Origin of the sequence: Streptomyces sp. RK9, assembly GCF_045070545.1 — a bacterium.
In the GTDB taxonomy this organism is placed as follows: Bacteria; Actinomycetota; Actinomycetes; order Streptomycetales; family Streptomycetaceae; genus Streptomyces; species Streptomyces alboflavus.
This window is the reverse complement of the sequence record NZ_CP173704.1, coordinates 4,041,419-4,062,096: the sequence shown is the minus strand read 5'-3', so window position 1 is coordinate 4,062,096 and position 20,678 is coordinate 4,041,419. Positions and strand designations below refer to the sequence as shown.

Here is a 20,678-nt window from a genome sequence, read left to right as displayed (position 1 = left end):
CTCCCCCCGTCTCAGTCGCCGCAGCGCTCCCGGAGGGAGTGCAGGTGCGCGCTGGACTTGCGGGCGAACGCGTAGGACTCGGCCGGGTTGTCGTGCTCGGCCTGCCAGTGGTGGTAGCGGCGCCCGTTGTGGGTGCGGGCGGTCACCTTGGACAGGAACCTCTTGTAGTCGATGTCGCCGTCACCGACGTCCGACATGCGGTAGCCGTCCCGGGTGGAGTCGTCCCGGACGCCGTCCTTGACGTGGAACAGCGGATAGCGGTGCGGTCGCTTGAGGACGTAGTCCAGCGGGTCGAAGGGCCGCGGGGTGCCGTCCGCCTGCTTACCGAAGCGGAACTGCGCGGAGTACGCCCAGTAGATGTCCATCTCCAGGAACACGTGGTCCGGGTCGGTCTCGGCGAGCAGCACGTCGTAGAGGCGCACGCTCGGCTTGTCCGTGGCGAAGGAGAACTCCTCGGCGTGGTTGTGCTGGTAGAACTTCATCCCCCGCGCGCGTGCCGCTTCCCCGTACGTGTTGAAGTCCTCCGCGGCCCGCTTCCACCCGTCGACGGTCGAGCCGTAGCGGAAGGGCCCCGACGCGGTGCCGATGTGCTTGAGGCCGAGCGCCTCGGCGTCGTCGAGGACCTTGGTGAGGTTCTGCGCGAACGTGTACGCGTTCGGGTTGCCGTTGTCGTAGTAGCCGACGTGGCTGCCGATCGGGTTCAGTCCGTGGTCGTGGGCCAACCGCTTGAGCTGCGCGAGCGTGATGGGGCCCGCGGAGCCCTGGGTGTATCCGGCGAATTCGATCTCGTCGTAGCCGTAGCGCTCCAACTCGCGGAAGACGGTGGCGAATCCGGCGGTGGAGACCCGGTCGCGGAGGCTGTAGAGCTGGATGCCGAGGCGGCCGGGCGGCAGGACGGGGCGGCCCCGGCCCTTGCCCCGCGCCGCCGGGGCGGGCTCGGCCGCGGCCGCGGGTGCCGTGGCGGCGACGGCGCCGACGAGCGCGGCCGCGGTGGTGCCCGCGGCGACGCCGAGCATGCCGCGTCGGCTGAGTCTGTGGGCGAGCTCGGGGTCGTCCGGGGTGTGCTTGCGGCTCATGCGGTGTCTCCCTGGCTGGATTCGGGTTCAGGGGGTGGGTTCAGGGGTGGTGCAGGGGTCGGGGGCCGACCGCGGATCGAGGGCTGATCAGGGATCAGTTCGAATGACGGATCAGGGTGAGGTCGGGGGCGGACCCTGATGGCGTGGTCCGCGCCCTCTGGTTCAGTGGAGACAGATCGCTCAAGCCAGGCCGGCGAGGCGCAGCAGGAGCGATTTCACATCGGTGGCCGCGACGCGGCCGGTGACGGCGTGGGGGGTGGAGCACAGGATGAGCGGCCCGGAGTCCAGGTCATCGCTCGTGGGGAGGCGGCCGTGGCTGCCGCGAATAGGTGAGGGGTCCAGGGGCACGACCGCCATGCGATAGCGCATGCCGAGCTTCTTGCGGGCTAGGGCGCCCGCGGCCTTGAGGCGGACGTAGGGGTCCTGGGGGTCCATGAACAGCTCGACGGGGTCGTAGCCGGGCTTGCGGTGGATCTCGACGAGCTGCGCGAAGTCGGGCGCGCGGGCGTCGTCGAGCCAGTAGTAGTACGTGAACCAGGCGTCCGGCTCGGCGATGGCGACGAGCTCGCCGGAGCGCGGGTGGTCGAGGTGGTGGGTCTTCTTGCCCTCGTCGTCGAGGAGCTGCTCGATGCCGGGCAGGTCGGCGAGGGCGGCGCGGGTGGCCTCCAGGTCCTCGGGCCGCCGGACGTAGACGTGGGCGATCTGGTGGTCGGCGACGGCGAAGGCGCGGGACGCCATCGGGTCGAGGTACTCCATGCCGTCCTGCGTGTGCACGTCCAGCAGGCCGGCGCGGCGCAGGGCGCGGTTGATGTCGACGGGTCGGCTGACCCGGGTGATGCCGTACTCGGACAGGGCGACGACGGTGCGGCCCTCTGCCCGGGCCTGGTCCAGGAGCGGGGCCAGGGCCGCGTCGAGGTCGGCGGCGGCCTGGTGGGAGCGCGGGTCGTCGGGGCCGAAGCGCTGCAGGTCGTAGTCGAGGTGAGGGAGGTAGCACAGGGCCAGGTCGGGCCGGCGGGTGGTGAGGATGTGGCGGGTGGCGTCGACGATCCAGCGGCTGGAGACGATGTCCGCGCCCGGGCCCCAGAAGTGGAAGAGGGGGAAGGTGCCGAGCTTCTCGGTGAGTTCGTCGTGCAGGGCCGGGGGCCTGGTGTAGCAGTCGGGTTCCTTGCGCCCGTCGGCGTAGTAGACGGGGCGGGGGGTGACGGTGAAGTCGGTGTCGGCGCCCATCGCGTACCACCAGCAGATGTTGGCGACGGTGTAGCCGGGGTGCGCGCGGCGGGCGGCGTCCCACAGCTTGTCGCCGGAGACCAGGCCGTTGTGCTGGCGCCACAGCAGGACGTCGCCGAGCTCGCGGAAGTACCAGCCGTTGCCGACGATGCCGTGCTCGGCGGGCATGGTGCCGGTGAGGAAGGTCGACTGGGCGGCGCAGGTGACGGCGGGTAGGACGGTGCCCAGGGCCGCGCGGGAGCCGGACCGGGCGAGGGCCGCGAGGTGCGGCATGTGGTCGAGCAGATGGGGGGTGAGGCCGACGACGTCGAGGACGAGCAGCGGGTTCGGCTGTGCCGGAGCGGGAGGGGTCATGGCAGTTCCTTCAGGCCGAGCTCGGTCAGCAGGTCGCGGGCGAGGGTGAGTTCGGCGGCGATGCCGTCGGCGAGCTGGGGGCGGGCGCGGGGGCGCAGCTCGGGCGGGAGGGCCTGCCAGGTGTAGGTCTCGACTTCGAGGTGGCGGGTGCGGGGGTGCGGTCCCCCGACGAGCCGGGCGAGCGTGTCCTTGAGGACCGGGAGCGTGGAGGTGAGGGGCGCGGCGGGGGGCGCGTGCAGGGGGACGTGGAAGTGGGCGCGCCAGGGCGCCGAGTCGGGCAGGGCGTGGCGGGTGAGGGCCTCGCCGAGGTCGTCGGTGCCGCGCAGGGTGGTGGCGACGAGGGTCCCACCGGTGGCGGCCCCGCCGGGCTCGTGGGGCAGGGTGCGGGTCTGGTGCAGGAAGCGGGGTTCGTCGAAGGCGGCGAGGGCCGCGCGGACGTCCGGCAGGTGCGGGTGTTCGGCGTGCAGGGCGGCGGAGAGCTGGGACTTGACGACGGGGATGTCGGCGGCGGCGAGGGCGTCGAGCGCGGTCCCCGGATCTTCGAAGGAGGTGGCGAGATGACAGGTGTCGACGCAGATGCCGATGCGGTCGTGGCCGATCGCGGTGAGGGGGGCGATGGCGTCGCCGGTGGTCTCCACGGTGCAGCCGGGCTCGGGTTCGAGGCCGACGCGGATGGACTTGCCGGTCAGCTCGGCGAGGGCGTCCAGGCGTTGGGCGAGCGCGACGAGGGCGGTGCGGGCCTCGTCAGCGCGGGTGGCGTCGAAGGTGGTGCGCCAGGCGAGCGGAAGGGTGGAGATGGTGCCTTCGGTGACGTCGTCCGGCAGCAGCTGGGCGAGGACGCGGGCCAGGGCGGTGGTGTGGGCGAGGCGTTCGGGGTCGGCCCAGTCCGGTTTGTAGACGCGGTACTTGACCTCTTCGGCGCCGAACCCTTCATAGGGGAAGCCGTTGAGGGTGACGACCTCCAGGCCGCGCCGGTCGAGCTCGGCCCGCAGTCCGCGCAGCGCGGCCGGGTCGGTGACCAAGGCGTGGGCGGCGTCCTTGGCGAGCCACAGGCCGATGCCGATGCGGTCGCGGCCGAGGCGCTTGCGGACGGGCTCGCAGTGGTCGCGCAGCTGGGCGAGGACGCCGTCGAGGGTCTCGGCGGGGTGGACGTTCGTGCAGTACGCGAGGTGAACGGTGGACCCGTCGGGGTGGCGGAAGCGCATGGCTCACGCACCGCCGCGCAGGATGGAGTTGCCCTCGTGGGTGGCCTCGGTGTCCGTGACGTCGAGGGCGAGGCGGCCGCTGAGCCCGTAGAAGGCCACGGGGTTGCGCCACAGCACGTGGTCGACGGTGTCCTCGTCGAATCCGGCCGCCAGCATGGCGTCGCCGACCTTGCGGGTCTTGAGCGGATCGCTCTTTCCCCAGTCGGCGGCCGAGTTCACAAGGACCTGCTCGGGTCCGTACTCCCGCAGGATCGCCACCATCCGGTCCTCGTCCATCTTGGTGTCCGGATAGACGGAGAAGCCGAGCCAGCAACCCGCGTCCTTGGCTTCCTTGACGGTGGTCTCGTTGAGGTGGTCGATCAGGACCCGTTCCAGGGGCAGCGCGGACTCCTGGACGACGTCGAGGGTGCGGCGCAGGCCCGCCAGCTTGTCGCGGTGCGGGGTGTGCACGAGAGCGGGCAGTTCGTGGTCGGCGGCGAGCTGCAGCTGGGTGGCGAGGGCGGTGTCCTCGGCCGGGGTCATGGAGTCGTAGCCGATCTCACCGACGGCGACGACGTTGTCCTTGACGAGATAGCGCGGCAGCAGGTCGAGGACCGGCGTGCACCGCGGGTCGTTCGCCTCCTTGGGATTGAGCGCGATCGTGCAGTGGTGGGCGATGCCGTACTGGGCGGCGCGGAAGGGTTCCCAGCCCAGGAGGGAGTCGAAGTAGTCGACGAAGGAGGCGGGCGAGGTGCGGGGCTGGCCGAGCCAGAACGCGGGCTCGACGACGGCGCGGACCCCGGCGGCGTGCATCGCCTCGTAGTCGTCGGTGGTGCGGGAGGTCATGTGGATGTGGGGGTCGAAGATGCGCATCAGTACTCCAGGTCCTCGCCGGTGGACGTCGAAGGGGGCGCGAAGGGGGCGGGGGCCGCCGGCCGGCCGGGGCTGGTGGCCGACGGGTGGTCGGGGTCCGCAGTCGCCGGGTGGTCGGGACTCGTGGCGCGGTCGCCTGGGCCCGTGGTGGCCGAGGGATGGGCGTCGGTCGCCGTCGGCGGGTCGGTCAGGGCCAGGACGCGGTACAGATCTCCGGGGACGGTGCGGCCGGCGGCGGTGCGTTCGGCGGCGTAGTCGCCGAGCATGCGGGCCAGTTCGGTGTCGGCCCGGGCACGGTGGGCGAGACCGGCGACGGCGTCGACGGGGACGCCGGTGAACAGGCACTTGAGGACGGCGTGACGCCAGTCGTGCGGGGCCAGGTGCTCGGCGGCGTACGGGCCGAGGGCGACGGCGACGAGCCGGGTGTCGTTGGTGCGCAGCGCGTCCTCGACCAGCGGCAGCGCCTCGGGCCCCGGCACCAGGTGCGGCAGGGCGGCCAGGACGGCGCGGCGTTCGGTCGCGGTGCCCTGTTCGTAGAGCCGGGCGAGGGTGGCGGTGTCCGCGCGTGCGGCGTGCAGGAGGACCAGTCGGGCGGTGTCGGCGTGCTCGGGCCCGCAGCGGCGGCCCGCTTCGGCGAAGCGGAGCTCCCAGCTGGGAGTGGGGCCGGACGCGGAGAGGTGGGCGGCCGGGCGGGGGCGCGCCGGGGTGGCCTCGGCGGAGGTTGCTTGGGCCGAGGGCGTCTGAGCTGAGGGCGCCGGGGTCGGCATGGCTTGGGTCGAGGCGGTCTGGACCGGGACGGCCTGGACGGGGGTGGTCTCCACGGGGGTGGCTGGTGTGGCGGTGTTGCCGGAGCGGCTCGCGACCGCTGCGGTGACGGCCTGGTCGAGCCAGGTGCGGGCGGCGTCGCCGAGGGCGGCGTCGAGGTGGGAGCGGAGGTCGGCTACCGCAGGGAGGCCGGTCGTGAGGGTCCGTGGACTGTGGCTCACGTGGTTCCTCCTGGTGACGCGGCCTCGCGGACGGCGGGACCGGCGGCGGCGATCCGGTCGGCCCGGCGCAGGAACTCAAGGGAACGGGAGGCGAGTTCGGGGCCCGCGTGGGAGTGGCGGGGCAGTTCGACGACGGTCAGGCCCTGGTAGCCGGTGGCGGCGAGGGCACGCAGGACGGGCGGGAAGTCGATCTCGCCGTCACCGAACGGGAGGTGTTCGTGGACGCCGCGGCGCATGTCCTCGATCTGGACGTGCCGGAGCCAGGGCGCGGCGGCGCGCACGCAGTCGGCGGGTGACTCGGCTTCGAGGCACTGGCAGTGGCCGATGTCGAGGGTCAGGCCCAGCGGCTCGGGGTCGCCGAGCAACTGACGGAGGTGGTGGAAGTCGGCGAGTGTGGCGAGCAGATGGCCGGGTTCGGGCTCGATGGCGAGCGGTACTCCGGCGCCGGACGCCGCGGCGAGGACAGGGGCGAGGGCGTCAGTGAGGCGCTGCCAGGCGGTGGCGTCGTCGGTGCCGTCGGGGGTGATGCCGCTGAAGAAATGGACGGCGTGGGCGTCCAGGTCCGTGGCGACCTGGACGGCGCGGACGAGCAGGCGTACGCGGTCGGCGCGGCGCTGGGGGTCGGGGTCGAGGAGGGAGGGGCCGTGTTTGTGGCGCGGGTCGAGGACATAGCGGGCACCCGTCTCGACGGTGACGGTCAGGCCGAGCCGGTTGAGGCGCCGGGCCACGCGGCGGGTACGGGCAGCCAGGTCGGGCGCGAGGGGGTCCAGGTGCATGTGGTCGAGGGTCAGTCCGACTCCGGCGTAGCCGAGGTCGGCGAGGAGGCCGAGGGCGTCGTCGAGCCGCAGGTCGGTGAGCCCGTTGGTGCCGTAGCCGAACCGGGGTCGCACGGGTGCGCCCGCCGTCCCGCCCGCGAACGTGCCGTCGCCCGCGCTCACGTCACACTCACCTTGCGGGCGAACCGGCGGGCCAGCGGGGCCAGGGCCGCCGTGAACAAGGCCGTGCCGAGGGCACCGGAGCGGGCAGCGAGGGCAGCCTGGAGCGGGATCAGGGCACGGATGCCGCCGCCGACGGCGCGTTGGGTCAAGGGAGGTGAGGGGTTCAGGGCGGCGTGGAGGTAGGGGCGGGCGGCCGTGGTGGCGTAGGCCGTGCCCAGGGCGAGGGTGGTGCTCGCCCGGACGGCGGCCGCGGTGCCCGGGAGCCGGGAGTTTGTGCCCCAGAGGCCGAAGGTGGCGCCCCGGAGGCGGAAGTCGGCGCCCGGGAGGCCGGAGGTGGTGCCCGGCGGGCCGGCGGCGGCTGCGGTCCGCCGGCCTGCCGGGGGGTGCGAGGTGTACGCCACGGCGTGCCCGAGGGCGAGGGTCGTGGCGAGGGCGCCCAACGGGGCTCCGGTGGAACCGCCCTGGGTCTCGTGCCGGGACACCGTGGTCACGGCGAGCGTGTGGGCGGCGAGGGTGGCCGCGGCGGGCAGGGCGGCGATGGCCGCTCCCGCGGGGCCGGGACGGTGGGGGTGCGTGTGGCGGCCAGGGAGGTGGGTGTCGGTGCGGTGAGGGCCGGTGCGGTGGAGTGCGGTGGGGTGCGATGCGGTGCGGTGGGGTGCGGTCGAGAGGGGGGTTCGGCTTGCGCTGACGGCTGCCTCGGGTCTGGTGGAGTGGGGCGCGCCGGACGTGATGGGGCGGGTCGCCGAGGGCTCGGCGGACCGGGCTGGCCCGGGTGACGCCTCGCGGACCGCCCCGGGTGCAGTCTTGCGGGTCGTCCCCGGTGAGGCCTTGCGGGTCGTCCCGGGTGAGGCCTTGCGGGTCGTCCCGGGTGCGGTGTTCGCGGCCGCCGGCGCGGCGCCGGAGTCCCCGGCCGAGGACGGACGTGCGCGCCTGTCCGACCGGGCTCTCGCCCCCGTTGCGGTGGCCGTGGCCCCCAGGAGCAGGTCGAGGCCCCGGGCCGCCGCCATGGCCACGGGTCCGGCGGGGGTGCGCTTGAGGCCCAGGTCGTAGGCCCAGACCGTACCGGCGAGGGCGGTGGCGGTGGCCAGGGCGGGGCGGCCCGCGCGGGAGGCCAGGGCGAGGCCGCCCGCGGTGAGCGCGACGGCGGCGGTGAAGGCAGCGGTGGGTGTGACGCGGCCCGAGGGGATGGGGCGGTGGGGCCGGTCGACGGCGTCTTCGTCGCGGTCGGCCCAGTCGTTCAGGGCCATCCCGGCCTCGTACAGACAGACGGAGGAACCGATGGCGAGGAAGGTGCCCCGGCCGGGGCGCAGGCCGGTGGCGGCGGCGCCTGCGAGGGCGTCACCGGGGACGGTGAACAGGGCGGGCAGGCGCAGGAGTTCGGCCCAGGCGCGGAGGTTCATGAGACCTCCTCGGGTCGGGTGGAAGGGGGTGACTGGGGTGGCTGGGGTGCGGGCGGCCGTGGCGGTGCGGCGGCGGGCGCGGTGACGGAGGCCGACGCGAGCACGAAGGTCGACGCGGGCGCGGGGACCGACGCAAGCACGGGGGCCAACCCGGGCGCGGGGACCACCCCGGGTGCAGGTGCCAACCCGGGCGCGGGGACCGACCCGGGCGCAGGTGCCAACCCGGGCGCGGGGACCGACCCGGGCGCAGGGACCGACCCGGGCGCAGGGTGAGGCGGCCGATGCGGGACCGGGCGCCGGGCGTTCACGTGGTCTCCCGGAGGCGGTCGGCGAAGGCGAGGAGTGCGAGGTGCTGGTCGGGCAGCGCGGAGGTGGCGCCGGGGTCGGGATCCTTGAAGTAGAAGGCGAGTTCGGGGCGTGGTCCGTCGAGTCCCGCTTCGTGGGCGCGGGCCAGGAGGCGGGCCAGGTCCAGGATCAGGGGCGCGGCGAGGGCCGAGTCGCAGCCCTGCCAGGTGGTCTGGAGGGTCATGCGGGTGCCGAGGAAGCCGTCGAACGCGATGTGGTCCCAGGCGGTCTTCCAGTCGCCGAGGGCGGGGACGTCGTCGATGTGGACCTCGCCCTCGGGGACGGTGCCGAGGGTGTCGGCGAGGACGCGTTCCTTGCCGGCGTTCTTGGCGGCGGCCGCGGCGGGGTCGGCGAGGGCGGCGCCGTCGCCGCCGCCGAGGAGGTTGGTGCCGGACCAGGCGCGGACGGCCAGGGCGCGCTGGGCGAACATCGGGCCGAGCACGGACCGCAGCAGGGTCTGCCCGGTCTTGCCGTCCCGCCCGGCGAAGGGCAGCCCGGAGGCGGCGGCCAGGTCGGCGAGGGCGGGGTGGTGCAGGCCGGTAGAGGGGGTGAAGTTGACGTAGGGGGCACCGGCGCGGAGCGCGGCGGCGGCGTAGAGGGAGCTGGGTGGCAGCCGGTCGGCGGAGCTGGGGGGTGGTTCGGCTGAGGCGGGCGTCGATCCGGACGAGCCCGGCCCCGGTGCGGGGGCGGTGGGGGCCGACCCGGCAGAAGCGAACGCCGAGTCGCCCGGCCCCGGCCCGCCCGGCCCCGGCCTCAAGCTCGCGTCCGAGCTCGACCTCAAGCCCGAGTCCGAGTCCGAGCTCGACCCCGCCGAAGCAGACCCCACCCCGGTCGCGCCCACCGCCGGTCCACCCGGCACCACCGCCGGTTCCGTCGAGGCCACGTTGATGACGACCACGCGGGCCAGCCCGTGGCGTTGGGCGAAGTCGCGGATCTCCTCGGCGAAGGCGGTGATCAGTTCGTCGTCGGTGCGGGAGTCGCCGGGGAGGGGCCCGCCCGTGCGGATCTCGGCGTCGGCGGCGGCCAGTTCGGCGTGCACGGCGGCGGGGAGGCCGTGGGGCAGGACGCCTCCGGCGGCGAGGTGTTCGGCGCGTTTGGGCAGCGGGCACTCCATGGTGTCGTGCCCGCCGAAGACGAGGGAGGACAACGTCGGCAGTCCGGTGCCGGAGAAGGGAGGTGTCTCGGTGACCAGGCCGGTGGGCGGGTGCAGCCCCGCCGACATCGCCGCGCAGCCCGCGATGGCTGTCGTCGCGACGGAGCCGCGCGCTCCGATCAGCCACACCCCGGTCGGGCCCGGGCCGTCGGAAGCGGCCGGGCGCACGCCGGCAGACCTGGCAGACCTGGCAGACCTCGCAGAACTGGCAGAACTGGCAGAACTGGCAGAGCTGGCAGAGCTGGCAGAACTGGCAGAGCTGGCAGAAGGGGACTCGGTGGACACGGCTGCCTCCTGTCGTCGGACACGTACGGTCGTCACCCGCGCCGCGCGGACCGGGGCCCACGCCCTGCGGTACTTCACCCGCGCCGCGCGGACCGGGACCCGCGCCTCGCGGTACCTCACCCGCACCACGCGGACGGGCATCCGCGCCCTGCGGCACCTCACCCGCACCACACGGGCCGAACTCCACACCAAGCAGACCGAACCCCACGCCGCACGGATCGAACTCCACGCCCCACAAGGCGAGTTCCACGCCGGACGATGCGGACTCCGCCCCTCACGCGACGAGCTCCGCACCACGCGGCACATCCCCCGCACCACGCGGGTCGAACCCCACGCCGCACAAAGCGAACGCGAACCCCACGCGACACGGCGCGAACACCACGCGAACCGGCGCGAACTCCACGCCGCGCGAAGCGGACCCCACCACACGCAGACCGACCTCCACGCCGCGCGAAGCGAACCCCGCCCCGCGCCCTGCGAGGTGGGCAAGACGGTGGGCGGAGGTCCGGCGTCCTCCGCCCACCGCCGTCTAGTGGCTGCCCACCTCCCTGGTGGTGGGCAGGTCCGGACCGCTGGGGAGCCCCTTGCCGGAGGGAGCCGCCGTGCCGGAGGGGAGCTCCTTGATCCGGATGTCGCGGAACGCGACCTGGTCGTCGGCGCCGTGGTTCTGGATGCCGATGTGGCCGTCGCGCAGGCTCCGCGCCGGGTCGGTGTTGGTGAAGTCGTTGATCTTCACGCCGTTGAGCCAGATCTGCAGGTGCTCGCCCTCGACGCGGAGTTCGTAGGTGTTCCACTGTCCCGGCGGGTTCAGGGCCCGGTCGCGGGCGGCGAGGTCGGCGGACTTGAAGCCGTAGACCGAGCCGGTGGTCTTCTCGGGGACGTCGGTGGCGTCGATCTGGATCTCGTAGCCGTTGTTGACTGCGGTCCAGGGGTCGTCGGAGGGCGGGAAGCCCACGAAGATCCCGGAGTTGTCGTCCTTGTCGGCGCCGGAGATCCTCCAGTCGAGCTTCAGGGAGTACGAGCCGAACTGCTGGGGTTCGTACCAGAGCAGGCCCATGCCGCCGACGGAGGTGATGGTGCCGTCGTCCTTCCGCTCGAAGGAGCCGGGCCCGGCCTGCTTCCAGCGGGCGAGGGACGCCGCGGTGCCGTCGAAGAGCGGGGTGTAGCCCTGTTCGGGACGGCAGTCGGCCTGGGCGGCGCCGACGGCGTAGCGGATGCCGCCGAGGAGGTGCCGCCGGAAGGCGGGGTCGGCGTAGGACTCCTTGGTGTGGCCGCCGCCGGTGTAGAAGGAGCGGCCGGGGGTGCCGTCGACGGAGCCCTGGCACCAGGCGATGGGGTGGTCGCCGCCCATGGTGCCGCCGCTGTAGGACGACTCGTCGAGGGAGGCGAGGACGCGGGCCCGGTCGCGCGGGTTGGCGCGGTAGTTGTACCACTCGTCGGTGCGGTGCAAGACCGCGCCGAGGTGGGCGGTGGCCGGGTGGGCATGGTCCTCGACCTTGATCTTCGCGGGCTGGATCGCGGGGTGGGACTGGAAGTAGGCGCCCGCGAGGCGGCCGTAGAAGGGCCAGTCGTACTCGGTGTCGGCGGCGGCGTGTACGCCGACGTAGCCGCCGCCCGCGCGGATGTAGCGCTCGAAGGCGGACTGCTGTTTGCCGTTCAGGACGTCGCCGGTGGTGGAGAGCCAGATGACGGCGTCGTAGCGGGCGAGGTTCTTGGTGGTGAAGGCGCCCGCGTTCTCGGTCGCGTCGACGGTGAAGCCGTGTGCGGCGCCGAGGTCCTTGACGGCGGCGATGCCGTCGGGGATGGAGTCGTGGCGGAATCCGGCCGTCTTGGAGAAGACCAGGACCCGTTCGCCCGCCTTCTTCCGGTCGCCGTCCGGGCGGGCGGAGTCCGAGTCGGACGCCGCCGGGCCCGACACACAGCCGATGAGCAGGGCGGCGGCCGCCGTCGCGGTGATCAGACGTGCTGGTGCGCGCATGGGGTGCCCCCTTTCTCAGCTCGTGGTGATGATGAAGTCGTCGACGTCGTAGAGCGCGCCCGTGCCCTCGCCCTTGAAGACGAGGAAGAGCGTCGTGGTCCCCGCGGGTGCTCCGGAGAGGCCGGTCGACACGTCGGTGTACGTCTCCCACGACCCGGTGGGGTCGACCTTCGCGCTGCCGAGGAGCGTGCCGTCGGCGGATCCGGCGCGTACTTCGAGGGTGCCGCCGGATCCGGCGGAGGCGACGCGGGCGGTCAGCTTCGTGGCGTTGGAGAGGACGTAGGGCTTGAAGGAGATCCAGTCGCCGTTGTGGATGTCGCCGACGGTCTTGCCGCCGTGGGCGGGGGTGTGGCCGACGACGGAGACGCCCTTGGAGTCGCCGTAGTGCTCGCCCTGGCGGTGCTTGGGCTGGACGACGTTCTGGTCGTGGGTGGTGAGCGCGGGCTGGCCGTTCGCGCCCTTGTCGGTGTACTCGGCGTCGAAGACCCCGAAGATGTTGGCGTTCGGGTCGTGCTCGCCGTCGGCCGTCGTCTGCAGGGTGCCCTCGCAGCCGTCGGCGGAGGTCACGGGGTGGCCGTGGCTGTCATGGCCGAGGATGTGGGTGACCTTGACCTTGGAGCAGTCGATCGTGCCGTCCTCCGGGTCGGTCACGGTCACCTTGAAGGGCACCTTGTCGCCGAAGGTGAACAGCTGCCCGTCCTCGGGGAGTTCCAGCTTCACGGTGGGCGCGGTGTTGCCGACGGTGACGTGCGCACTGGCGGTGCCGGTGCGGCCCGAGGGGTCCTTGGCGGTGACGGTCGCGGTGTAGACGCCGTTCTGGGTGTACGTGTGCGAGGGGTTCTGCTCCGTGGACTTCCCGCCGTCGCCGAAGTCCCACGAGTAGGTCAGCGCGTCGCCGTCGGTGTCCGTCGCCTTCGCGGTGAACTTGGTGGCGAGCGGGGCCTGGCCGCTGGTCACGGACGCCTCGGCCTCGACGACCGGCGAGTGGCCGCCGGTGGCGTTCTCGATGCGGTAGAGGGCGGAGTGCTCGTCGCCGTTGAAGAAGCCGGTGCCGTAGTCCAGGACGTACAGGGCGCCGTCGGGGCCGAACTCCATGTCCATCACCTGGGTGCCCTTCCAGGGGAAGGCGTTGATGGACTTCACGGTGCCGTCGGTGCCCTGGTCGATGCGCTTGATCCAGCGGCGTCCGAACTCACCGGCGAAGTAGCTCCCGTCGTAGGCCTGCGGGAACTTGACGGGCGAGTCGAGCTGCGCGTCGTAGCGGTAGACGGGGCCGCCCATCGGCGACTCCGAGCCGGTGCCGAACTCGGGGACCGACCCGCCGTCGTAGGGGATCCAGGCGGGCTGCGCCGGCGGCAGCGCGGTGCGGCCGGTGTTGTGCGGCGAGGTGTTCTTCGGCGCGGCGCAGTCGAAGGCCGAGCCGGAGGCGCCGGTGGCGAAGTCGTAGTCGATGTACGGCTCGTTCTTGCCGGTGCAGTACGGCCAGCCGAAGTTGCCGGGCTTGGTGACGCGGGCGAACTCGACCTGTCCGGAAGGGCCGCGCTTGGGGTCGGCCTTGCCCGCGTCGGGGCCGTAGTCGCCGACGTAGACGATGCCGGTGGGCTTGTCGACGCTCATCCGGAAGGGGTTGCGGAAGCCCATCGCGTAGATCTCGGGGCGGGTCTTCTTGGTGCCCTTCTTGAAGAGGTTCCCGCTGGGCACGGAGTACGAGCCGTCCCCCCGCACCTTGATGCGCAGGATCTTGCCGCGCAGGTCGTTGGTGTTCCCGGCGGAGCGCTGGGCGTCGTAGGCGGGGTTGCGGGTGGCCCGCTCGTCGATGGGGGTGTAGCCGTCGGAGGCGAAGGGGTTGGAGTCGTCGCCGGTCGAGAGGTAGAGGTTGCCCTGCTTGTCGAAGTCGATGTCGCCGCCGACGTGGCAGCAGATGCCGCGGCTCGCGGGGACGTCGAGGACCTTCTTCTCGCTCTTGGTGTCCAGGGTGCCGTCGGCCTTCAGGACGAAGCGGGAGAGCCGGTTGACGCCGTCGAACTTCTTGAAGTCGGCCGCGGTGCCGTCGTTGGGGGCATCACCAGCGGGGGTGCTCAGGGGCGGGGCGTAGTAGAAGTAGACGGCCCTGTTCTTCTTGAAGCCCGGGTCGACGCCGACGCCCTGGAGGCCTTCTTCGTCGTGGCTGTAGACGGGTATCTTCCCGGCGACCTTGGTCTGGCCTGCGGCGTCGGTCAGGCGGACGGTGCCGTCGCGGGAGGTGTGCAGGACGGAGCGGTCGGGGAGCACGGCGAGCGTCATCGGCTCGCCCATCTCCGGCTCGCCCTTGGCGAGGGTGACCTGCTGGAAGTCCTCGGCCTTCGGCTCGGCCCGCGGCTGCGGCTCCGGCTGGGCGCCCGCGTGGGGCGCGGCGAAGGTGAGGGTGGCGGCGGTGAGCAGGGTTCCGGTGAGCAGGGCGAGGCCTCTGCGGTTGCGTGGGCGGAGTCTGTGCACGGGGTCCTCCGGTCGGGGGCCGTTCGCTGTGGGGGTGCGGGTGTGGCGCCCGGGATGCGCCGTCACCCCGGGAGGGGTCTATGTCCTGTACACATCAGGGACGGTAGCCAGGTTTGTCCTCGGCGAAAAGCCTTCGCACAGCCCTTTGGTTGGACTTTTTCCCGCGCGTGGACAAACTCGCTTCCGGGCAGGCCGGTGCACCGCGGAGCCCGGCGGCCGGGCTCCGCGGTCCCCCGTGGTCGGCTACTTCTCGCCGCCGAACGCCGCGTCGAACGACGCCGTCGGAGGCTCGAAGTCGTACGCCTTCACATGCCGCAGGGCCTCAGGAGCGCCCTGCAGCCGGTCCATCCCGGCGTCCTCCCACTCCACCGAGACCGGCCCGTCGTAGCCGATCGAGCGCAGCATCCGGAACACGTCCTCCCAGGGGACGTCCCCGTGCCCCGTGGAGACGAAGTCCCAGCCGCGCCGCGGATCGCCCCAGGGCAGATGGGAGCCGAGCCTGCCGCTGCGGCCGTCGAGGCGCTTGCGGGCCTCCTTGCAGTCGACGTGGTAGATCCGGTCCCGGAAGTCGTAGAGGAAGCCGACCGGGTCGAGGTCCTGCCACACGAAGTGGGAGGGGTCGAAGTTGAGGCCGAAGGCCGGGCGGTGGCCGATGGCGTCGAGGGCCTTGTGCGTCGTCCAGTAGTCGTACGCGATCTCCGAGGGGTGGACCTCGTGCGCGAAGCGGACGCCCTCGGCGTCGAAGACGTCCAGGATCGGGTTCCAGCGCTCCGCGAAGTCCTCGTAGCCACGCTCGATCATCGACTCCGGGGCGGGCGGGAACATCGCCACCAGATGCCAGATCGCCGAGCCCGTGAAGCCGACGACGGTGTCCACGCCGAACTTCGCCGCGGCCCGCGCGGTGTCCGCCATCTCGGCCGCCGCCCGCCGCCGCACGCCCTCGGCGTCGCCGTCGCCCCAGATGCGGGACGGCAGGATCGCCTGATGGCGCTCGTCGATGATCGCGTCGCAGACCGCCTGGCCGACCAGGTGGTTGGAGATGGCCCAGCACTTCAGGCCGTACTTGTCGAGCAGGGCGTGCCGCCCGTCGACGTACGAAGGGTCGGCGAGGGCCTTGTCGACCTCGAAGTGGTCGCCCCAGCAGGCGAGTTCGAGGCCGTCGTAGCCGAAGTCGCGGGCCAGGGTGCAGACCTCCTCCAGGGGCAGGTCCGCCCACTGGCCGGTGAAGAGCGTGAACGAGCGGGGCATCGGCGAGCCTCCTCAGACGAGGTTGACGCTGGCGTTGACAGGGGCGGGCGTGGGCGTGGGGCCGCTCACGGGGGTGTACACGGCGTTCTTCTCGGCGCTCTCCTCGACGGCCGCGAGGACCCGCTGCACCGAGAGGCCGTCCGCGAAGGAGGGCGCGGGCGCGGTGCCCGATGCGATGGCGTGCAGCAGGTCGCGGGCCTGGTGCACGAAGGTGTGCTCGTAGCCGAGCCCGTGTCCCGGCGGCCACCAGGCCTCCAGGTAGGGGTGGCCTGGTTCGGTGACGAGGATGCGGCGGAAGCCGGCGGACGCGGCGGGTTCGGTGTGGTCGTGGAAGGAGAGTTCGTTCAGGCGCTCCAGGTCGAAGGCCAGCGAGCCCGCGGAGCCGTTGAGTTCGAGCCGCAGGGCGTTCTTGCGGCCGGTGGCGAACCGGGTCGCCTCGAAGGTGGCGAGGGCGCCGGAGGGGAAGCGTGCCGTGAAGACGGCGGCGTCGTCGACGGTGACCTCACCGGACCTGGCCCCGGACCCGCCGTCTGCCCGTGCCCCGGCGGCCGGATCCGCCCCGGGATCGGCTCCCGGGTCGGCCCCGGTGCCCGCCGCCGTGATCCCGGTGGAGGACCCCTCGGGCAGCGGCCGTTCGCGTACGAAGGTCTCGGTCAGCGCCGAGACGCCCGCGACGGCCTCGCCCGTGAGGAACTGCGCGAGGTCCACGATGTGCGCGCCGAGGTCGCCGAGCGCGCCGGACCCCGCGCGGTCCTTCTGCAGCCGCCAGGTCAGCGGGAAGGCGGGGTCGACCAGCCAGTCCTGGAGGTAGGTGAGACGGACGTGCCGCAGCGTGCCGAGGCGCCCTTCGGCGACCATCCGGCGGGCGAGGGCGAGGGCGGGCACGCGGCGGTAGTTGAAGCCGACCATCGCCACCTGGCCGCGTGCGGCGGCCCGTTCGGCGGCGGCGGCCATCGCCTCGGCCTCCTCGACGGTGTTGGCGAGCGGCTTCTCGCACAGCACGTGCTTGCCCGCGTCGAGCGCGGCGATGGCGATCTCCGCGTGGCTGTCGCCCGGCGTGCAGATGTCGACGACGTCGACGTCGTCGCGGGCGATCAGGGCGCGCCAGTCGGTCTCGGCGGCGGCCCAGCCGAGCCGGTCGGCGGCGGCGCGCACGGCGGCGCCGTCGCGCCCGCACACGGCGGCGAGCCGCGCGCCCAGGGGCAGGTCGAAGACGTGGCCGACGGTCCGCCAGCCCTGGGAGTGGGCGGCGCCCATGAAGGCGTAGCCGACCATGCCGACGCCGACCCGGCGCTGCCCCACGTCCACCCGACCGTGCCCGGCATCCGCCCCGGGACCGGCCTCGTGCTCCGTCTCACTCATGCGGTAACTCCTCCTCGTCGACGCGTCGACTCAACTCGGCGCTCAGTTCCCGGCGTCCGGCACGGGAGTCCCCGCGTCCGGCACGGGAGCGCTCCCGTGCCGGATGCCGGCCGGGCAGCGTCACTTGAAGCCGGTGGACATGTACTGGTCGACGTTGTCCTTGTCGACGACGGCCGAGTAGAGCGTCAGGGAGGCCGGGATCTCGAACTCGGCCATGCCGCTGACGCCCTTGCCCTGGCCGAGCGCCCGCGCCAGGTCGATCGCGGACGCCGCCATCGTCGGCGGGTACAGGACGGTGGCTTTGAGCACGCCCCGGTCCTGCTTGATCTCCTGGAACGCGGACAGCGCGCCCGCGCCGCCGACCATCAGGAAGTCGTCGCGCCCGGCCTGCTTGATCGCCCGCAGCGCGCCCACGCCCTGGTCGTCGTCGTGGTTCCACAGGGCGTCGAAGTTCTTCTGCGCCTGAAGGAGCTGCGACATCTTCGACTGCCCGGACTCGACGGTGAACTCGGCGGCCTGCCGGGCGACCTTCTCGATGTTCGAGTAGTTCTTCAGGGCGTCGTCGAAGCCCTTGGTGCGCTGCTTGGTCAGCTCCAGGTTGTCCAGGCCGGCCAGCTCGACGACCTTGGCGTTCTTCTTGCCCTTGAGCTTCTCGCCGATGTAGTGCCCGGCGTTCAGGCCCATGCCGTAGTTGTCGCCGCCGATCCAGCAGCGGTACGCCTGCGCGGACGCGAAGATCCGGTCGAGGTTGACGACGGGGATCCCGGCCTTCATGGCCTTGAGGCCGACCTGGGTGAGGGCCTTGCCGTCGGCGGGCAGGATGACGAGGACGTCGACCTTCTTGTTGATGAGGGTCTCGACCTGGCCGATCTGCGCGGCCGTGTCGTTGGAGCCCTCGGTGGCCTCCAGGGTGACGTCCTTGTACTTCTTCGCCCGCGACTTGGCGTTGTCGTTGATGGCGTTCAGCCAGCCGTGGTCGGCCTGCGGCCCCGCGAAGCCGATGGTGACCTTCTTGCCGGGCTTGTCGTCGGCGACGGCCTGGTTGTTGTCGGACGGCGAGTCGTCGTCCTTGGACTCGTTGCTGGTGCAGCCGGTGAGCACGGCACCGGCCGACACGGCGGCCGCTCCGAAGAGCAGTCCTCTGCGGCTCGCGAGATCTGGCATGACAGTGAACCCCTTACGTGGTAGCCGTACGCCGCTGGACGAGGACCGCGGCCACGATGATCGCGCCCTTGGCGATCTGCTGGACGGCGGTCTCCAGGTTGTTGAGCGCGAAGATGTTCTGGATCGTGATGAAGATCAGGACGCCGAGCACGGAGCCCGTGATGGTGCCCCGGCCCCCGCTCAGCAGCGTGCCGCCGATGATCGCGGCGGCGATGGCGTCCAGCTCGTACAGATTGCCGTTGGTGTTCTGGCCCGAGCCCGCGAGCACGATCAGCAGGAACGCCGCGATGCCGCAGCACAGCCCGGAGAGGAGGTAGAGGTAGAGCCGCTGCCGCCGGACGTCGATGCCCGCGAGCCGCGCCGCCTCGGCGTTGCCGCCGACGGCCACCGAACGGCGGCCGAACGTGGTCCGGTTCAGCAGCAGCCAGCCGACCACCGTCACGGCCGCGAAGACCATCACGAGCGGCGGGATGCCGAGCACGTAGGAGTCGCGCTCGCCGAGCTTCAGGACGCTGTCGACGGTGACCATCTGCGTCTTGCCGTCGGTGATCTCCAGGGCCAGGCCGCGGCCCGATGCGAGCATGGCGAGGGTGGCGATGAACGGCACCATGCGCCCGTACGCGATGAGCAGGCCGTTCACGAGACCGCACCCGAGTCCGACGACGACGGCCGTGAAGAGGATGCCCGCGAAGCCGTACTCCTGGGTGGCGACCGTCGTGGCCCACACCGACGCGAGCGCCACGATCGCGCCGACCGACAGGTCGATGCCACCGGAGATGATCACGAAGGTCATGCCGACGGTGACCACGCCGATGACGGATGCCTGGGTGAGGACGAGCTGCAGGTTGTCGGTGTCGAGGAACGCGTCGGGCTCCGTGACACCGCCGATCACGACGAGGGCGGCGAGCACACCGAGCAGCGAAAGGGTGCGCACGTCGACATGGGTGACGAGGGACCGCCACGGGCTCTTGTGGTCGTCCGCCGGCGGGCTCTTCTCGGTGACGGGCCGGGCGGGCGATGCGGGCTGCGTCATGACGCCGGGCTTCCTTCCGTGGTGGCGGGGCCGTGGGGGCCCTCGGTGAGGGTCGGTCCTGGCGTGCTCGACGCCAGGACGAGGTCGAGCACGCGGTGTTCGTCGAGGTCGTGCGCGGGGGCGGTGTGGACGACCCGGCCCTCGCGCAGGACGAGGACGCGGTCGGCGAGGCCGAGGACCTCCGGCACCTCGCTGGACACGAGGAGGACGGCGAGGCCCTCGTCGGCGAGCCGCCGGATGACGGTGTACAGCTCGGCGCGGGCGCCGACGTCGACGCCGCGGGTCGGCTCGTCGAGGAGCAGGACGCGGCAGCCGCGCAGCAGCCACCGGGCGAGGACCGCCTTCTGCTGGTTGCCGCCGGAGAGGGTGCGCACGGGCACCGAGGGGTTGTCGGGCCGCAGCGACAGCTCACGCGTCGCGGTGCGGGCGGCCTCGCGCTCCTTGGACCGGTCCAGCCAACCCCCGTACGAGAACCGGGACATGGAGGACACGGACACATTGCGGGTGACCGACTCCAGCATGAGCAGGCCCTGGGCCTTGCGCTCCTCGGGGGCCAGGCCGAGCCCGGCACGCACGGCGGCGCGGACGCTCCCGGGCCGCAACAGCCGCCCGTCGACCCGGACGTGACCACTCGTCGGCTTGCGGGCGCCGTAGATGGTCTCCAGGATCTCCGAGCGTCCGGAGCCGACGAGCCCGGCGAGGCCGACGATCTCGCCGGGCCGCAGTTCGAGGTCCAGAGGCGCGAACTCGCCGTCGCGGGCGAGGCCTTGGACCACGAGCACGGGATCGGGCCGCGGGGTTCCCTCCTGATCGCGCCGCGCCCGCTCCGGGAAGACGTACTCGACGTTGCGGCCCGTCATCAGCGCGATGACCTCGCGCGTCGGTGTCTCCTTGGCGGGCAGGCCGACGGCGACGGCGCGGCCGTCCTTGAGGACGGTGACGCGGTCGCCGATGCGGCGGATCTCCTCCAGGCGGTGCGAGATGTAGACGACGGCGACGCCGTCGGCCGTCAGGTCGCCCACGATGCGGAAGAGGTTGTCGACCTCGTCGGGGTCGAGGGCGGCGGACGGTTCGTCCATGACGATGAGCCGTACCTCGTGGGAGAGCGCGCGGGCCATCGACACGATCTGCTGCTGGGCGGCGGACAGGTCCCCGACGAGCCGCGCCGGGTCGATCTCGCTGTGCCCGAGGCGCCTGAGCAGTGCGGCGGTCGAGGCGCGTGCGTCCCGGCCGCGGACCACGAAACCGGCGGCGGTCGGCTCGTGCCCGAGGTAGACGTTCTCGGCCACGGACAGGCCCTCCACCAGGTCGAGTTCCTGGTAGATGGTGGCGATGCCGAGGCGCATGGCGGCGATCGGCGAGCGCAGGGTGACCTCGTCGCCGCGCCAGACGATGGTGCCGTCGTCCGGCTGGTGGGCGCCCGCGAGGACCTTGATGAGCGTGGACTTGCCGGCGCCGTTCTGGCCGAGCAGGCAGTGCACCTCACCGGCCTGGACATGCAGGTCGACGCCGTCGAGCGCGCGGACGCCCGGGAACGACTTGGTGATGCCGGACATGGTGAGCAGGGGTGGTTCTGGTGCCATGACGGTTCCCTCGG

15 protein-coding genes are annotated in these 20,678 nt (G+C 72.6%); all 15 read right to left on the bottom strand.

Annotation, left to right across the window (positions count from 1 at the left end):
- Positions 1-11 precede the first annotated feature (11 nt).
- On the bottom strand, positions 12-1,076 hold the full coding sequence (locus AB6L24_RS37650; RefSeq protein ID WP_405663164.1) for a sugar phosphate isomerase/epimerase family protein: 1,065 nt from the start codon (positions 1,074-1,076) through the stop codon (positions 12-14).
- Positions 1,077-1,256: 180 nt separating this feature from the next.
- Positions 1,257-2,657, bottom strand: coding sequence for a nucleotide pyrophosphatase/phosphodiesterase family protein (locus AB6L24_RS37645; RefSeq protein ID WP_405663162.1), 1,401 nt, complete (start codon positions 2,655-2,657; stop codon positions 1,257-1,259).
- Entirely contained in the window at positions 2,654-3,862 is a 1,209-nt protein-coding gene (eboE, locus tag AB6L24_RS37640) for a metabolite traffic protein EboE (RefSeq protein ID WP_405663160.1), read from the bottom strand. The genes AB6L24_RS37645 and eboE overlap by 4 nt, the downstream gene beginning before the upstream one ends.
- Before the next feature lie 3 nt (positions 3,863-3,865).
- Positions 3,866-4,714, bottom strand: coding sequence for a TatD family hydrolase (locus AB6L24_RS37635; protein ID WP_405663157.1), 849 nt, complete (start codon positions 4,712-4,714; stop codon positions 3,866-3,868).
- Complete coding sequence (locus AB6L24_RS37630) at positions 4,714-5,481, bottom strand: EboA domain-containing protein (RefSeq protein WP_405663623.1); 768 nt, start codon at positions 5,479-5,481, stop codon at positions 4,714-4,716. Before AB6L24_RS37630 ends, AB6L24_RS37635 begins: the two co-directional genes overlap by 1 nt.
- 215 nt (positions 5,482-5,696) lie before the next feature.
- Positions 5,697-6,638, bottom strand: a complete 942-nt coding sequence (locus AB6L24_RS37625) for a sugar phosphate isomerase/epimerase family protein (protein ID WP_405663154.1) — start codon at positions 6,636-6,638, stop codon at positions 5,697-5,699.
- A complete protein-coding gene (locus AB6L24_RS37620; protein WP_405663152.1) occupies positions 6,635-8,038 on the bottom strand; it encodes a UbiA family prenyltransferase in 1,404 nt (467 codons plus the stop codon). Before AB6L24_RS37620 ends, AB6L24_RS37625 begins: the two co-directional genes overlap by 4 nt.
- A 304-nt stretch (positions 8,039-8,342) precedes the next feature.
- Entirely contained in the window at positions 8,343-9,704 is a 1,362-nt protein-coding gene (locus AB6L24_RS37615) for an inositol-3-phosphate synthase (protein WP_405663150.1), read from the bottom strand.
- 646 nt (positions 9,705-10,350) lie between these two features.
- Positions 10,351-11,799, bottom strand: a complete 1,449-nt coding sequence (locus AB6L24_RS37610; RefSeq protein WP_405663148.1) for a ThuA domain-containing protein — start codon at positions 11,797-11,799, stop codon at positions 10,351-10,353.
- A 15-nt stretch (positions 11,800-11,814) separates the two neighbouring features.
- On the bottom strand, positions 11,815-14,274 hold the full coding sequence (locus tag AB6L24_RS37605) for a PQQ-dependent sugar dehydrogenase (protein WP_405663146.1): 2,460 nt from the start codon (positions 14,272-14,274) through the stop codon (positions 11,815-11,817).
- A 243-nt stretch (positions 14,275-14,517) separates the two neighbouring features.
- Positions 14,518-15,522 carry a sugar phosphate isomerase/epimerase family protein gene (locus tag AB6L24_RS37600; protein ID WP_405663143.1) on the bottom strand — a complete coding sequence of 335 codons (1,005 nt, stop codon included), beginning with the start codon at positions 15,520-15,522 and terminating at the stop codon, positions 14,518-14,520.
- Positions 15,523-15,534: 12 nt separating this feature from the next.
- A complete protein-coding gene (locus tag AB6L24_RS37595) occupies positions 15,535-16,884 on the bottom strand; it encodes a Gfo/Idh/MocA family protein (protein WP_405663141.1) in 1,350 nt (449 codons plus the stop codon).
- Between the two features lie 120 nt (positions 16,885-17,004).
- Complete coding sequence (locus AB6L24_RS37590; protein ID WP_405663139.1) at positions 17,005-18,048, bottom strand: substrate-binding domain-containing protein; 1,044 nt, start codon at positions 18,046-18,048, stop codon at positions 17,005-17,007.
- A gap of 13 nt (positions 18,049-18,061) precedes the next feature.
- Entirely contained in the window at positions 18,062-19,081 is a 1,020-nt protein-coding gene (locus AB6L24_RS37585) for an ABC transporter permease (protein WP_405663137.1), read from the bottom strand.
- On the bottom strand, positions 19,078-20,664 hold the full coding sequence (locus AB6L24_RS37580) for a sugar ABC transporter ATP-binding protein (protein WP_405663134.1): 1,587 nt from the start codon (positions 20,662-20,664) through the stop codon (positions 19,078-19,080). The genes AB6L24_RS37585 and AB6L24_RS37580 overlap by 4 nt, the downstream gene beginning before the upstream one ends.
- Positions 20,665-20,678 lie beyond the last annotated feature (14 nt).

What these genes read in the sequence shown, in the direction of transcription:
- AB6L24_RS37590 (WP_405663139.1), bottom strand. Translation starts at nt 18,048, where the DNA reads ATGCCAGATCTCGCGAGCCGCAGAGGACTGCTCTTCGGAGCGGCCGCC.
- AB6L24_RS37610 (WP_405663148.1), bottom strand. Translation starts at nt 11,799, where the DNA reads ATGCGCGCACCAGCACGTCTGATCACCGCGACGGCGGCCGCCGCCCTG.
- AB6L24_RS37650 (WP_405663164.1), bottom strand. Translation starts at nt 1,076, where the DNA reads ATGAGCCGCAAGCACACCCCGGACGACCCCGAGCTCGCCCACAGACTC.
- AB6L24_RS37580 (WP_405663134.1), bottom strand. Translation starts at nt 20,664, where the DNA reads ATGGCACCAGAACCACCCCTGCTCACCATGTCCGGCATCACCAAGTCG.
- eboE (WP_405663160.1), bottom strand. Translation starts at nt 3,862, where the DNA reads ATGCGCTTCCGCCACCCCGACGGGTCCACCGTTCACCTCGCGTACTGC.
- AB6L24_RS37585 (WP_405663137.1), bottom strand. Translation starts at nt 19,081, where the DNA reads ATGACGCAGCCCGCATCGCCCGCCCGGCCCGTCACCGAGAAGAGCCCG.
- AB6L24_RS37600 (WP_405663143.1), bottom strand. Translation starts at nt 15,522, where the DNA reads ATGCCCCGCTCGTTCACGCTCTTCACCGGCCAGTGGGCGGACCTGCCC.
- AB6L24_RS37645 (WP_405663162.1), bottom strand. Translation starts at nt 2,657, where the DNA reads ATGACCCCTCCCGCTCCGGCACAGCCGAACCCGCTGCTCGTCCTCGAC.
- AB6L24_RS37630 (WP_405663623.1), bottom strand. Translation starts at nt 5,481, where the DNA reads ATGCCGACCCCGGCGCCCTCAGCTCAGACGCCCTCGGCCCAAGCAACC.
- AB6L24_RS37635 (WP_405663157.1), bottom strand. Translation starts at nt 4,714, where the DNA reads ATGCGCATCTTCGACCCCCACATCCACATGACCTCCCGCACCACCGAC.
- AB6L24_RS37620 (WP_405663152.1), bottom strand. Translation starts at nt 8,038, where the DNA reads ATGAACCTCCGCGCCTGGGCCGAACTCCTGCGCCTGCCCGCCCTGTTC.
- AB6L24_RS37595 (WP_405663141.1), bottom strand. Translation starts at nt 16,884, where the DNA reads ATGAGTGAGACGGAGCACGAGGCCGGTCCCGGGGCGGATGCCGGGCAC.